General features: G+C 44.7%; 15 protein-coding genes. 4 read left to right on the forward strand and 11 right to left on the reverse strand.

Going from position 1 to position 14,089, the window contains the following annotated elements; genetic code table 11:
- Positions 1 to 142 precede the first annotated feature (142 nt).
- A complete protein-coding gene (locus BLR82_RS17340; protein WP_074600712.1) occupies positions 143 to 1,591 on the reverse strand; it encodes an MDR family MFS transporter in 1,449 nt (482 codons plus the stop codon).
- A 24-nt stretch (positions 1,592 to 1,615) separates the two neighbouring features.
- Positions 1,616 to 2,482: a TetR/AcrR family transcriptional regulator gene (locus BLR82_RS17345; RefSeq protein ID WP_074600713.1), complete on the reverse strand. Its 867-nt coding sequence runs from the start codon at positions 2,480 to 2,482 to the stop codon at positions 1,616 to 1,618.
- Positions 2,483 to 2,666: 184 nt separating this feature from the next.
- Between BLR82_RS17345 and BLR82_RS17350 the strand changes: the two genes are divergently transcribed.
- Both BLR82_RS17350 and BLR82_RS17355 read left to right on the forward strand, forming a co-directional pair.
- Positions 2,667 to 3,566: an SDR family oxidoreductase gene (locus BLR82_RS17350; protein WP_074600714.1), complete on the forward strand. Its 900-nt coding sequence runs from the start codon at positions 2,667 to 2,669 to the stop codon at positions 3,564 to 3,566.
- Between the two features lie 80 nt (positions 3,567 to 3,646).
- A complete protein-coding gene (locus BLR82_RS17355) occupies positions 3,647 to 4,813 on the forward strand; it encodes an iron-containing alcohol dehydrogenase (RefSeq protein WP_074600715.1) in 1,167 nt (388 codons plus the stop codon).
- Positions 4,814 to 4,849: 36 nt separating this feature from the next.
- On the opposite strand, the gene BLR82_RS17360 is transcribed toward BLR82_RS17355, so the two are convergent.
- Both BLR82_RS17360 and ytzI read right to left on the reverse strand, forming a co-directional pair.
- Positions 4,850 to 5,581, reverse strand: a complete 732-nt coding sequence (locus BLR82_RS17360; RefSeq protein WP_175486844.1) for a YqjF family protein — start codon at positions 5,579 to 5,581, stop codon at positions 4,850 to 4,852.
- A gap of 154 nt (positions 5,582 to 5,735) precedes the next feature.
- Positions 5,736 to 5,924, reverse strand: coding sequence for a YtzI protein (gene ytzI, locus BLR82_RS17365; protein ID WP_074600717.1), 189 nt, complete (start codon positions 5,922 to 5,924; stop codon positions 5,736 to 5,738).
- 163 nt (positions 5,925 to 6,087) lie between these two features.
- Between ytzI and BLR82_RS17370 the strand changes: the two genes are divergently transcribed.
- The gene (locus BLR82_RS17370; RefSeq protein ID WP_074600718.1) at positions 6,088 to 6,510 is read left to right on the forward strand and encodes a pyridoxamine 5'-phosphate oxidase family protein; all 423 of its coding nucleotides are present in this window, start codon (positions 6,088 to 6,090) and stop codon (positions 6,508 to 6,510) included.
- Positions 6,511 to 6,669: 159 nt separating this feature from the next.
- On the opposite strand, the gene BLR82_RS17375 is transcribed toward BLR82_RS17370, so the two are convergent.
- Positions 6,670 to 7,803 carry a zinc-dependent alcohol dehydrogenase gene (locus BLR82_RS17375; protein WP_074600719.1) on the reverse strand — a complete coding sequence of 378 codons (1,134 nt, stop codon included), beginning with the start codon at positions 7,801 to 7,803 and terminating at the stop codon, positions 6,670 to 6,672.
- Positions 7,804 to 8,188: 385 nt separating this feature from the next.
- Between BLR82_RS17375 and BLR82_RS17380 the strand changes: the two genes are divergently transcribed.
- Positions 8,189 to 8,989 (forward strand): SDR family NAD(P)-dependent oxidoreductase, encoded by an 801-nt coding sequence (locus BLR82_RS17380; RefSeq protein ID WP_074600720.1) that lies wholly within the window; start codon positions 8,189 to 8,191, stop codon positions 8,987 to 8,989.
- 199 nt (positions 8,990 to 9,188) lie between these two features.
- On the opposite strand, the gene BLR82_RS17385 is transcribed toward BLR82_RS17380, so the two are convergent.
- The 6 genes from BLR82_RS17385 to BLR82_RS17410 form a co-directional block, all read right to left on the reverse strand.
- On the reverse strand, positions 9,189 to 9,473 hold the full coding sequence (locus tag BLR82_RS17385) for a DUF3784 domain-containing protein (RefSeq protein ID WP_074600721.1): 285 nt from the start codon (positions 9,471 to 9,473) through the stop codon (positions 9,189 to 9,191).
- A gap of 202 nt (positions 9,474 to 9,675) precedes the next feature.
- A complete protein-coding gene (locus tag BLR82_RS17390) occupies positions 9,676 to 10,611 on the reverse strand; it encodes a nucleoside hydrolase (RefSeq protein ID WP_074600722.1) in 936 nt (311 codons plus the stop codon).
- A 71-nt stretch (positions 10,612 to 10,682) separates the two neighbouring features.
- Positions 10,683 to 11,888 (reverse strand): MFS transporter, encoded by a 1,206-nt coding sequence (locus tag BLR82_RS17395; RefSeq protein ID WP_074600723.1) that lies wholly within the window; start codon positions 11,886 to 11,888, stop codon positions 10,683 to 10,685.
- Positions 11,889 to 11,896: 8 nt separating this feature from the next.
- Positions 11,897 to 12,310, reverse strand: a complete 414-nt coding sequence (locus BLR82_RS17400; protein ID WP_245693867.1) for a MarR family winged helix-turn-helix transcriptional regulator — start codon at positions 12,308 to 12,310, stop codon at positions 11,897 to 11,899.
- Positions 12,311 to 12,992: 682 nt separating this feature from the next.
- Positions 12,993 to 13,685 (reverse strand): lysozyme family protein, encoded by a 693-nt coding sequence (locus tag BLR82_RS17405; RefSeq protein WP_074600724.1) that lies wholly within the window; start codon positions 13,683 to 13,685, stop codon positions 12,993 to 12,995.
- Positions 13,686 to 13,796: 111 nt separating this feature from the next.
- Positions 13,797 to 14,075: a hypothetical protein gene (locus BLR82_RS17410; RefSeq protein ID WP_074600725.1), complete on the reverse strand. Its 279-nt coding sequence runs from the start codon at positions 14,073 to 14,075 to the stop codon at positions 13,797 to 13,799.
- Between the last annotated feature and the right edge of the window lie 14 nt (positions 14,076 to 14,089).

The raw sequence follows: 14,089 nt of genomic DNA on the forward strand, positions 1-14,089 counted from the left end.
TAACTTCAGGCTTTGCGCCTAACGCCGGCATACCCCTTTTGCAGGGGCATATTTCCTTTATCTCCTGCATATATAGAAAGTTTGGCGAAGTCCGCCGCTTTGCGCGGCAATGCCGAACCACCCCCGTTGCGGGGGCGCACTTCTATCGCCGCTCCCCGGTCGCTTCCGCTTTTCTTTCCTGCTCGGCTCTTTCTTGGGCTGGGGTGGTGCCTTTTATGAAGAAACTGAGCGCTAAGCCTATGACGGATAAGGCGGTGGCTACCCAAAAGGAGACGTTTACGCCGTGGATCAGGTCGCTGGCTGCAGCGTCGGGGCCGCTGTCTAAAGCGGCGCTGGTCATCACGGTAACAAGAATAGCCGTTCCAATTGAAGCGGCCACTTGCCGCATGGTATTATTCATTGCTGTCCCATGAGGAATCAGCTTCAGGGGCAGCTGGTTAAGTCCTGCAGTGGTGACTGGCATCATGACCATGGACATGCCGAGCATGCGGATACCAAATACTACTGTTAAGTAAAGTAGCGATGTCTCTGTCGACAAATTGGTAAACAGGAAGGTGGTAATTGTCATGATGGTCAACCCGGTTATTGCCAGCCAACGGGCGCCGATCCGATCGAAAATTCTACCAGTAATCGGAGACATCGCCCCCATTAATAAAGCCCCCGGCATGATCATGATTCCTGATTCCAGCGCGGTAAAATCAAGCATGTTTTGCATATAGATCGGCAAAATAGTCTCAGAGCCAATCAGACTCATAAACACAATCATCCCGATGATGGTTGTGATGGTAAACGTTTTATACTTAAACACCCTGAATTCCAAGATCGGCTGCACCAGCTTGAATTGCCTGAAAATAAATACCGACAATGCAACTGCACCGACGATAAGGGATGCCACAACTTGTATGCTGTCCCAGCCGCTGTTTCCGGCGCTGCTGAATCCATACAACAATCCGCCGAACCCTAAGGAAGACAAAATAATTGAGAGGATGTCCACTTTTGGACGCGTGAGCTCGTTAACATTTTTCAAGGCAAAATAAGCAATGACAATATCAATGATTGCAATGGGCAGAATGATGAAAAACATGACCCGCCACGGATAGCTTTCCACAATATATCCCGATAAAGTCGGGCCAATGGCAGGCGCAAAGGAAATGACAAGGCCGACATTTCCCATCGCAGCACCACGCTTCTCGATTGGAAAAATGGTCAAGAACACAGTCATCATCAAAGGCAGCATAATCCCCGCCCCTGCAGCCTGCACGACACGTCCTACCATCAGGATGAAATACGAGGGGGCAATGCCGCATATCAAGGTACCCGCAGCAAAGCAGGTCATTGCGGTAATAAATAGCTTTCTCGTTGTAAATGTTTCAATTAAAAATGCAGTGATCGGAATCATAATCCCATTCACAAGCATGAAAATCGTTGTCAGCCATTGGGCGGTGTTCTCCGAAATATGAAAATCACCCATAATATGCGGGATAGCTGTTGCCATCAGTGTCTGGTTCAATATCGCTACAAACGCACCAGCAAGCAAGACCGCTACTATTGGAAACCGATTCTGCACTTGTTCCGGTTGTGTTTCTGCCATGCTGTCATCTCCTTTATTTTAAAATTAGAGCAGTCTCTCCATTTGTGCCAACGTGCTTGTTGCATTCACGTTTTGTTTTAAGTAAGAGAGCAAAGCCTGCAGTAAAAAATCGCGCGGCTTTTCTTCTTTCACTTCCTGTTCCATTAGATCGATTGCATCACACAGTTCGCTTCGCTCTTGCTTCGGTAGTGAAACGAGTTGCTCCTTTAATTGGCCAAACAATTTTTCAAGCTGTTCATTCCGCTCAAATGGCTCTAAATCGAACTGAAATGTTTCGTATTCCCGCATCAATTCATTCGTAAGTACCGCCTGCTTACCGCTGTGCTTTTCGACAGCTGTATCGAGCGTATCAACAATATACTCTGCTATCCGATACAAATTCACCGGTTTTTCTTCTTGAACGGTCAGCTGGACGAACTCCTTTATGATCCCCTGTAGCGTGACGGTAAGGTCCCAGATGATGGGTTCAACCTTATCCTGATAAGCATCCCGTAACAGCTTCCTATGCCAGCTAAGCATGGCTGCTCTTGTCCGTTTGCTTAATGCAAGTAACTCCCTGTTGTTCTCTTTAGGGAGCGACTTATACAATATATTGAAAAAGTCCTTGTTTTCAAACATTCCCTCTAACTCAATCAGAATGGACTGCTTAAATACTTCCCTTGGAACCAGCGTCTTATCCAAGTAGATTGTCCTCGCTTTCTCGAACATTCGCTTATGGTTGGATTCAAAAACCTGGATTAGCAAATCCTCTTTGGAATCGAATAACTTGTAAAGCAGTCCTTTGGATACGCCACAATCATCTGCGATTTCCTGCATCGACGTAGAGAAATACCCTTTCCTGGAAAAACATTTGATTGCTGATTGTATGATTTCCATCCGCTTTTCCGTCAAACCCTCTCACCTCCGTGACCGGCAAGTCACAAAAATACCCGTCGGTTTTTTATACTATGGAGCATTATAGTAAGAAAAAAGGCGGAGTGTCAATTATTTGAACCGGCTGCAAGCCCATCAGGAACCCCACCGGTTTTGGCTGAATAAAGTACTGAAGAATAGACTTTTGACCAGGAGGGGTAAGATGAAAAAAACGTATGTCCCTATCAAGGAAGAAAACGACCAAGCTAAACCGGCATTCCCACCACAGCATCAACCACAGCAACCGGGTATCGAAGGACTGATGATTCCAAGACCTATCGTGGAAGATCCGAATTATTGTGGTTCAGGTAAGCTAGCCGGAAAGGTTGCTGTTATTACCGGTGGAGACAGTGGAATCGGTGCTGCAACTGCCATTGCTTTTGCTAAAGAAGGCGCCGACGTCGCCATCGCTTACTATTCTTCCTATGAAAACGAGGATGCATTCCGAACGAGACGACGCATCGAAAGCCTCGGACAGCGCTGCCTGCTCATGACCGCCGATCTCCGAGAAGAGGAAAACTGTCAAACCGTAATAGCGGAAACGGTGGAGACTTTCGGCCGACTGGACGTACTAGTTAATAACCATGGTGTGCAATTTCCTCAAGATAGTCTTCTGGACATATCCTCCGAGCAATTCGATGATACGTTCAAAACCAACATTTATTCGTTTTTCTATTTAACCAAGGCAGCTCTTCCCTATTTAAAAAAATCGAGTGCCATTATTAATACTGCTTCCGTGGTGGCTTATGAGGGGAATGAAAAATTGATCGACTACTCTGCCACCAAAGGGGCAATCGTGGGGTTCACCCGTGCCTTGTCTCAAAACTTGGCCGACATTCCGATACGGGTAAATGCGGTAGCGCCCGGACCAATTTGGACGCCATTAATCCCATCCAGCTTCTCTGCGGAATATGTGACCACCTTCGGGCAGGATGTCCCCTTCAAGCGAGCCGGTCAGCCTTTTGAGCTTGCGCCAGCATATGTCTATCTTGCTTCGGATGATGCTTCCTATGTTTCAGGACAGGTCATCCACGTCAACGGCGGCACTATGGTAAGCTCCTAATATTTAACAGCCTCCTTGATTGTATATTTCTTTACAACAATTTTTGAATTCGTCATTATTAGAGAAAGGAGGCTGATAATATGGATAACTTTACATATTACAATCCAACCAAACTAATTTTCGGTAAGGGACAGTTGGAAAAATTAAAAGAAGAAGTGCCACAATACGGCAAGAAAGTATTAATGGTCTATGGCGGCGGAAGCATTAAACGGAATGGACTTTACGATGATGTAAAAAACACTCTGGCCGAGATCGGTGCGGAGGTCTTCGAACTATCCGGTGTCGAGCCGAACCCACGTGTATCTACTGCCCGGAAAGGGATTGAAATCTGTAAAAAAGAAGGAATCGACTTCCTTCTGGCTGTTGGTGGCGGAAGTACAATTGACTGTACCAAAGCGATCGCAGCTGGTGCTAAATATGACGGCGATATCTGGGAGATTGTAACCAAGCAAGCGGCGGCTACAGATGCCCTTCCATTCGGAACGGTTCTGACATTGGCAGCTACCGGATCGGAAATGAATGCCGGCTCTGTTATCACCAATTGGGAGACCAATGAAAAATACGGATGGGGAAGCCCTTATACGTTCCCTAAATTCTCGATATTGGACCCTGTTAATACGTTTTCGGTACCACGCGATCAGACCATCTACGGAATTGTGGACATGATGTCCCATGCGCTAGAGCATTACTTCCACAAGGAAAGCAATACCCTGCTGCAGGATCGCATGGTGGAATCGTTGTTGCTCACCGTGATGGAAACAGCCCCAAAGCTGCTTGAAAATCTGGAAAGCTATGAGCATCGGGCAACGATTTTATATAATGGAACAATGGCTCTCAACGGTGTGGTTAATATGGGATACCGTGGTGACTGGGCAACCCACAACCTGGAGCACGCTGTATCGGCCGTACATGATATCCCTCACGGAGGAGGCCTTGCGATCATCTTCCCTAACTGGATGAAGCATACGATTGATGAAGACCCAAGCCGCTTCAAGCAGTTAGCCGTACGAGTATTCGACGTCGATCCGGAAGGAAAATCCGAACGGGAAATTGGACTGGAAGGAATCGAAAAACTGCGTGAATTCTGGAATAGTATTGATGCACCTTCCCGTTTATCCCACTATGATATCAAGGAAGACAGCATCGAACTAATGGCGGAAAAGACCGTAACTGCTAATAGCGAATACGGCAACTTTAAAAAACTCAATAAACAGGATTCCCTGGAAATTCTGAAAGCAAGTTTGTAAGAACATAACCCCGGCAGTACAGCCGGGGTTTATTTATTATTTATTGACTTCCCCAACGGTCTCAAATGGATAAAAGTGAACCTTCTTTCTTTTGGAATAGTGAACAAGCGGACTCGCGGATAAATATTTATTGGGAAGAAACGGAACCAAATCATCCATTTCCAACTCTAGTTCTGCTTCCTGTAACTCCCATGGAGAGTGATTGATCGGACCCTTCAGGACTTTGTCTTCCTTTATATTAAACAAGCAGTAGCGTTCCACCAGCCAATGAGTCAAGGAACCCACTCGTGCATGGGAAGCTTGCGAGATCGGTCGATATCGTGCAAAAAAGCGTGCAGAAGGGGCATCTTTTTGGATACGCTGACTCCGAAAGAGTACTTCCTTTTCTTTTCTATTCCTGTTCATCGACATCTTTGCTTTCATATAAGGGAGAGAAAACACCGTTCTGGCTCCTGCCACCGCGGTATTACTATCTGCATCGAAGGAAAAGAAGTATACGCCGGATTCTCCTTTGTATCGGATATAGGTTCGCACATTAAGCTCCAAAAAAGAGGATATGAACGGAATGACACCCGGCATTCCCCTGAAGCGATTTTTATTACCAAGAAAAGGCACGATACTGATCCATGCGGTACCGTTGAATGTTTCTAGTTCAAATTGCTCTGGTACATGCGGCCGCAATACTTCATAAGGAACAGGCCAGTGAATGAATAATAAATCATCCCAGTGCTGCTCTGCCACCCACGGCCATTTTGCTAGTACCATCATCATTTTCCCCTCCATTCTCTAAAAGTCTTTAACCTTTCCCTATTGTACCGAAACACTTACTCTGCTATTTTATAATAAAAAAAAGACCGCCAGCGTGCTAATTCGAGTTATAAATAATCAGCTGCTTTGACGGTCCAAGGCTTTATTCTAATTTTTATGGCCGGTTGCTTTGTGCATTTACTTCCTTCTTTTGTCCCCGTTCATCCCTTTGTTGTTCTGCCAAGTCATCAGGATGTGGGTCAACTTTATGTTTATATGCATACCCTTTCGAAGTGGTTAGCAATGATAACCCAATGATCAGCGCCACCACAATCACACAAATAATGGATACCATTATCATCATAGTCCGTTTTACCCCTAACATTTAATGGTTTCGAATCACAGTATACCATCGTTTCGATTCTCCGCCTATGTGATCTTCGGAATTAAAGGCAATAATTTGTTTAAGATACTGAAATAATAGGTAACATAACGATACATGTTTAGATGGAAGGAGTGAGGAATGAATGGAACAAAATCAAATTAGAGATAAAGTGGCTAGTATCCTGGATAGTAATTTAATCGGAACGATGGCTACAGTAAAAAAAGATAAACCGTTTTCACGTTATATGACGTTTTTCAATGAGGAATTTACGCTATATACTGCCACCGACAAAGACACCCATAAAGTAGAAGACATTGATAAAAACAACAACGTCCACATCCTGCTTGGATATAAAGGAGAAGGGCTGGAAGATGCCTACTTGGAGATTGAAGGAACAGCGGCAATTAAAGAGTCGAGTGACATCAAGAAAAAATTATGGAACAATAAATTGGAAGCATGGTTCAAAGGACCGGACGATCCAGACTACATTGTGCTTGAAATCAAGCCGACCGAAATCCGGTTGATGAATACCAAGGAAGGCAGTCCGCAAGTATTGGGATTGTAATTTTGTGATCGTTGAATTAATCACCCCTTGTCCTAAATTGGACAGGGGGTGTTTTTTACCTTTCTCTTCCCATAATCTTTCATCTATTGAATTAAAGTAAGAATGTTACGCTTTTTCTTCTATTATAAAAAAAGAAATTTGAGGGTTCGATTGTTCACTTTAAGGTTTCAATACCACTTTGATGTTCCCTTCGGACTTTTCATCAAAGATTCTATAGGCATCAGCTGCTTCCTTCAAGTCCATCCGATGGGTAATAATATCGGTTGGATTCACATAGCCATTTTCGACCATATTGTATAACTCCGGCATTAAATGAATCACCGGAGCTTGTCCCATCTTCAAGGAAACGTTGCGTGAGAAAAAGTCTCCGAGTGGAAAATCATTTGCATTGCTGCCGTACACCCCGGTCAACTGGACTGTACCAAATTTACGGACGGCCTGCGACGCAGTGACGATCGGGCGAATGGTTCCGACTTGATTATCTTGATCAGAGCCAAACGATTCTCCATTCGGAACTGTCCCGTCCATACCCACGCAATCAATCACGACATCGGCGCCGCCCTTGGTTTTTTCATTAAGCAAAGAACCAAGCTCACTGTTGTTGCTGAAGTCATACGTTTCGACGTTGTTGACTCGTTTGGCATGTTCCAAACGATGCGGTATTTGATCTACACCAATGACCCGTTCGGCGCCTTTCAGCCAGGCAAACTTCTGAGTCATCAGTCCGATCGGCCCACATCCCAAAACGACTACCGTGTCACCGGATTTCACTCCGCTGTGTTCCACACTCCAATAAGAAGTCGGAATGACGTCCGATAAAAACAGTACACTTTCATCATCCAATTCACTGTTTTCGGGGACCTTGAAAGAAGTAAAGTCCGCGTATGGCACACGTAAGTATTCAGCCTGGCCGCCCGGATAATTCCCGAACTGTTCCGAGTAACCGAATAATGCGCCAGCGTCACCATGTGGATTGGAATTATCACACTGACTCTCCATCTGATTTTTACAGTAAAAGCACTCACCGCACCCAATATTAAATGGAACAACGACTCGATCGCCCTTTTTTAGGTTTTTTACTTGGGAACCAACTTCCTCCACAATTCCCATCGGTTCATGGCCAATGACATAATCCTCACCTAAAGGGATACTACCCTTCATTAAATGCAAATCAGATCCACAAATACCTGTGGCCGTTATCCGAACGATAATATCCGTATTCTCATGAATCGTTGGATCCTCTACTTGTTTAACTTGGATATTATCCTTTCCCTGAAAGGTTACAGCTTGCATTGATTAAACACTCCCTTTCTATTTACACTACTAATTGCCACACAACCTTTGTTCTAAACCTATACAAGAAAAGAGAGGGGTCAGTCCATCCCGCTGTCGTTTTGTGCTAAATCCCCTCGTGAAATACTCGGGAGGACTGACCCTCATAACATAGTTTCGACAATATCCTACTTTAGTGGGGACTGTCCCTCCACCCTACGAAACCTTGTCATAATAAGGTTTATGCCCGTGTGTAAGTTCTATTTTTGGTGAATTGGGGTCTGACCCCGTCCGAGGGATAAGGAGGGATTTTCTTGTGAAGGGGACTGACCCTATACATGGTTAATTGGAGGTGCGGTGGGGAATTGGTTAGGGGGATACTATTTTTTGAAAGGATGGTTGTTATATGGGTGTATTTGCTTCTAATGCATTGCAAGGAGAGCATGCCTTGATAACTGGGGCTACTGGCGGCATTGGCTATGAGACGGCGCTGGCCGCTGCTGATATGGGCGCCAGCTTGACCATAACGGGAAGAAATGAGGAAAAGCTGGAACAGCTAAAACAAACAATCGCAAATAAATATCCGAGGATTAACGTACTTGCCCACCGGGCGGATATTGGTGATGAACAAGAGCGCACAAATCTTGTAGCATCAGCTGAACAAGAAATCGGAAATATAACCCTGCTGGTCAATTGCGCAGGTATCGGCGGAGGCGGACTCGTCGAGGAACTGGAGCAGGAAGAAATGGAAAAGATTATGCATCTCAATTATACGGTGCCCGTCCTTCTTTCTAAGCAGGTATACAAACAAATGAAATCGAGCGGAAAAGGTGCCATTGTCAACGTTTCCTCCTTATCAGGTTTAAGAGGCACTCACGGAAATACGGCTTACTCAGCTTCGAAGTTTGCTTTAATTGGCTTTACACATTCTTTTTCATTAGAGGCCATTGAACATGGTGTCAGGGTAAACGCAGTCTGTCCGGGCTATGTGGATACTACTATGGGAAGAAACGCAATAAAACGCAAAGGGGAAAAACAAGGCCGCTCTTTTGAAGAGCAGCTTAAGGTTACCGAAGAAGGACTTCCCTCCGGCCGTATCACAAAACCAGAGGAGGTTGCCAACACTATATGCTATCTGTTGACGGATGCCGCACAAAACATCGTTGGAGAATCCGTTAAAATTTCCGCCGGCAGTGTCAGACGCTGATCATTACAGAAAAAAGACATCCCCAGTTCAGTCCGCAGGAGACGGTAATAAATGTAACAATGATAAACTAAATCACAAGAAGCTGACAACTTCCCACATAAAGGTAAAAGAACATTGCAAAAATACGCTTGGATCGGAAGTCCATGCGTATTTTTATATGCTCAACCTGTGAGATTACAACGTGTAAAGTCCATTAACATTAGTCTAGTAATTTTCGGTTGATAAACAAGTATACACCACCTAATAAAACTAACATGACACTTACAAGAACGGCATTTTCATAAGGATAATTAATGAAGCTGCTTACAACCACCAACAAGCCTAACGGAAGGAAAAACAATCCTCCCGCCACTTTCCCTAATAACTCCTTGTTTTTTATCGCTTTTTCATTAAATCCAGCTAATAAGCTCGTTTGTTTTTTCACTGCTACTAAATACGAAACCAGAAGAAGTACTACACCAATAATCAGTAAACCGTAATCCATCCCTTCACCTCCTAATCCAGAATTTATAACCATTACTAAAGTTACGATACGGCATTAAAAAGGTTTCTTTTTTTGACAATTCCTTCAATTATTTCAGATTTCCATTAAACAATTCCCTGTCATTTATCTCTCAAAATTGTAAAAAGACCAGGGCTGCAACGACCTGGTCTTTTCCACTAATAAATGTCCTTTTTACAACTGCTTACTTTTTAGCCAACTCGGCAATATAAGCAAAAAATTGTTCAGCTGCCACATCGTAAACCAATTGGACCGGGCGGCCATGTTCATCCTGCGACGTTCTTCCCTGCTTCGGAAATTCTGTGTGAATTTTACTGTAAACAGTCTTAGCCTGGACTAAGTCCGGATTACCCAAAGAGGCGGTAGTCAACACATCCCACAAGTAATAGGTTGAATTTGTTTCTTCATACACTAACGGTGGAACAGCCGCATATGCCTGCCCAAGAAAGTCGATCCCTTCATATCCACGCTGGGCTGCCCAATCATTCCTTACCTGAGGGGTCAGCGGTACCTGCTTTGTACTTTCCAGAGCCACCATATCGATAGTCAAGCCGCTATCCCAAACTCTGGCCGCTGCTTCCGGATCCCAAAACGCATTCCATTCGGCTGTACCATCATGTTCCGGGTCTTCCACATTCCCTTTGGATTGGAAGGTGCCTCCCATCCATACCAGCTTTTCAATTTTGTCTTCAATATCCGGTGCTTCCTCCAGAGCTCTTGCCAAATCAGTCAGCGGGCCCGTGAACAGTAGCGTCGTTTTTTCTGGATTAGTCCGGATTTTCTCGATCATATGCTGATGGGCCGGTAAATAGCTGACAGGAGCCTTCATCATGCTACCTTCATTCAAGATCGGCAGTGCATCGACATGGAAGGTATGCATCCGCCATTCCTTCGGAAAAGGATGTACTCCTCGAGAATTAGACTTGGCAACTTGAGTAAAACCACCTTTGCCAAACCGGTCAATAATCTTTCTGCTGGCACGCACGCCTGCTTCCAAATAACCATCAGCCGGTATCACGGAAACACCAAGTAACTCGACATCTTCCATTTTTAACAATAAGTATAGGGAGACGAGATCATCGACCCCTGCATCATGATTGAAATAGACTTTTCTGGACATTCCTTACCACTTCCTATCTTCCATTAGGTTACATTCCTCTATATCCTATCATACCACTTGTATGGGTCCAGTCATTCCACCTCTCGCAAGGCCGGCTCCTGATTTTGCTGCCTGGATTTCGCTTGATAAAAGAGAAAAAAGCCGATAACCGCAATTGGAACGACCGCGCAAAGTAAGTAAATGTTCGGAAAATCCATATAGGCTACAAGCACACCTAAGACATAGGAACCGAGAGCAATTCCGGTATCGTATAACGTGAAAAAAGTAGCTGTTGCATGGCCGCTGCGATGATTGGCTGCAGTCTGGACCGCCATGGTTTGAAAGCTTGGAAGCAGCGAACCATATCCAAGGCCGATCAATGCCGCTGAAACTAACAGCATCCATCCTGAATGTGTGATACTTAGCGCCGTAAGTCCTACCGCGAATATCAATAAACAAGGCAAAATCACAAAGCTTGGACCTTTCACGTCAAAAGCCCTCCCCAAATAAGGCCGTGTCAAAATCATCACCATGGCAAACACCACAAAAAAATAACTGGAGACTGCAGAAAGACCGAGCGAGCTTGCATACACGGAAATAAAAGAAATAATACTGGAGTAAGCAAAAGCCACCAGACAGCTAATAATAGCAATCGGCAATGCCTTCACTTCAAATAAATCATGTATGCTCCATTTCTGTTTGCCTGCTGGCTTTATCTTATTTAATTCTTTGGGCACTTGAACAAGATAGGCGATGACTGTACCAGCGGCCATGATTAGGCTAAGTGCCAGGAACAGGTTTAGGAACGAAGTGTACTGCAACATCGTCAGGCCAATAAAGGGGCCAACTACGACAGCTATGTTCATTGACATGGCAAAATAGCCAAGCCCTTCTCCTCTTCGGGCAGGAGGAATCACGTCTGCTGCTATCGCACCCGTGGCAGTGGTAACCACACCAAACGAAAGGCCATGAAAAAAGCGCAGCACTAGCAAACCGGAAAACTGGTCCACCCACATATACAAACAAGTAGTTACAGCAAACAGAAGGACACTGACAAGAAGTATCCGTTTTTTGCCTGCCGCTTCCAACAATTTACCGGAAAAGGGGCGGACGATGATGGCAGAAATCAACATAATCGTCACCAAGAGCCCCCCTTCCGCTTCACTCCCGCCAAGTTCCTCGATTACATACATCGGCAGCGTTGTCAGCAGGGTATAAAAGGCGACAAACACCATAAAATGGGTTAACGATATACTGACAAAACTCCTGGTCCATATTGGTTGTTGCTTATCTGTCATTCGATCATTCACTCCTTGTTTCCGATTAACATCAACAGCTGAAACAGCTCATTTTGTTGTTCTTTTGACAGCCCGTTCAGCATTTCATCTTCGAAGGCTTCTATCATCTCCGCGACTTCAACCACCATGTCAAAAGCATCCTCTGCTATCCCGATAATTTTCTCGCGTTTATCCTGTCCCTGCCTCCGGTACACCCACCCCTTGCTTTCCAGCCGTTTAATTGTTCTTGTCACAGTAGGCGCTTCTACATGCAAATACTGCCAAATCGCCGTCAGCGTCATAGGGCCGTTATGGTATAGGCAGAAAAGGATTGACCACTGAGAATGGAAGAGACCATATTCTCTCAACCTTTCATCCATTTGTTTATTTAAATAACGTACCTTTTGTTTTAACAAGTGAATCGGCTTTCTGTCTTTCTTCAACTGCTAACACCCCTTTTATTTACCTAGGTAAACAATTTCATAGATACTACCTTACGCTTTTTCTCCAATAAAGTAAAGCGGTTAGGATTTAACTTAAAAATGGATTCGGTTGATTTCCATGGAAGAAACACTGAAGAAAGATAGATCATTCATTGATGGAATTCCTTTCATTGTTTTCCACCATTCATTTGAAGAGAAAGTCAGCAAGATTTATTATTTGCCAAGCTAGTAGAAATGCGAAAGCGCCTTGCCCACCCCCGACTAGCTTAAGACAAACCTTGACGTGGCGCCTCTTGCCACACAGAGGATTGGCTTAAGACCTCGAGGGGGTAGGCGCTGAAGTTGGACATAGAAATGCGGAAGCGCCTTGCTCACCCCCGACTAGCTTAAGACAAACCTCGACGTGGCGCCTCTTGCCACACAGAGGATTGGCTTAAGACCTCGAGGGGTAGGCGCTGAAGCTGGACATAGAAATGCGGAAGCGCCTTGCTCACCCCCGACTAGCTTAAGACAAACCTCGACGTGGCGCCTCTTGCCACACAGAGGATTGGCTTAAGACCTCGAGGGGTAGGCGTCGTCCTACGTCAGCATTTTATAAAATGCTGCTATCCCCAAAAAAAAGAACGGGTTCGAAAGCTTAGGCTCTCGAACCTGTTCCACTATGCTGTTTCCCCGGTCACTTTTACTCGGTCAACGCTGCCAATCTCACGTCGTCGGTTCCGGTTTTAGTTTTGGCATCTTCATAATAAGCGAGCACGGCATCGACATACTTAATATCACCATAGCAGGCATTCAACTTTTTTGATTCCTCTCGTATACAACGAAAATCCATGGTCGATTTCAATTTTTTGTACATCCTTTTTGAATAATTAACCGCGAGGTCCTCAGAATACTCTCCGCCACGGTCTTTTACATACCCGATAAAACCCCTGCCGAAGTTATAGGATTGCAGAGCTAGTTTCACATCACCATCTGCCTCTTCTAAAACACCGGCGAAGTAGTTCGTCCCTTTCTTTATCGAGAGCTCCGGATCCTCGATACAGCCTCTTTCACCACAATAGCTCTCCGAAGCCTGCATCGGATCTGTCCCTCTTCCTCCGGATTCTTGCATCATCAATGCTAAAACTACTCCGGTGTATTCTTCTAACTCATGCTGTTTTAAATATTTTTGCACAAGTGGTTTGTATGCTATAACTTCCTCTGACAGCTGCTTTTCTGGATGCTCCGGGTTACTGCCTTCATGCTGTTTTTCATAAAGCGATAACAACACGGCAAAACAAAAGAACATACCAGCAATTACAGCAAGCGTCTTCAGTCCGCTTCTTGCAAAACGGTATGACAGCGAGGATTTACGAAACAGTTTTCTTTTCGGCATCATCTATCATCCTATTTAATATTATCCTTTTTAAGAAGATTATCATTCTAATCTATTATATCAAAAATAGGAAAGAGTTTCGCTGTTTTACGTACCGTTTCACAAACCTTGTTATTCCACTGGCGATTGCAAGGATTCAATCAATTGAATGAATTGGCGTTTATTGGTTTCGATGGCTGCTTCTAATTCCTTTTCCACATCGACTGGCAACCCTTCCGAAACGGAAGATCTCTTCTCACTTCCCCATTCCTCCCTATCGCTCTTCATTTCAATCAACAACTGAAGAATAGACAGATCGATGATTTCCTTGTCCGATATTTCTGCTTCGTTGTCAGCAATGTACCGGCTGATTGCTCCCGATAAAACCGGCCAGAGTTCACGTTTTGCCAAGCCAGCGCCCTCCC

It is taken from the genome of Sediminibacillus halophilus (genome assembly GCF_900103695.1).
Classification (GTDB): Bacteria; Bacillota; Bacilli; order Bacillales; family Amphibacillaceae; genus Sediminibacillus; species Sediminibacillus halophilus.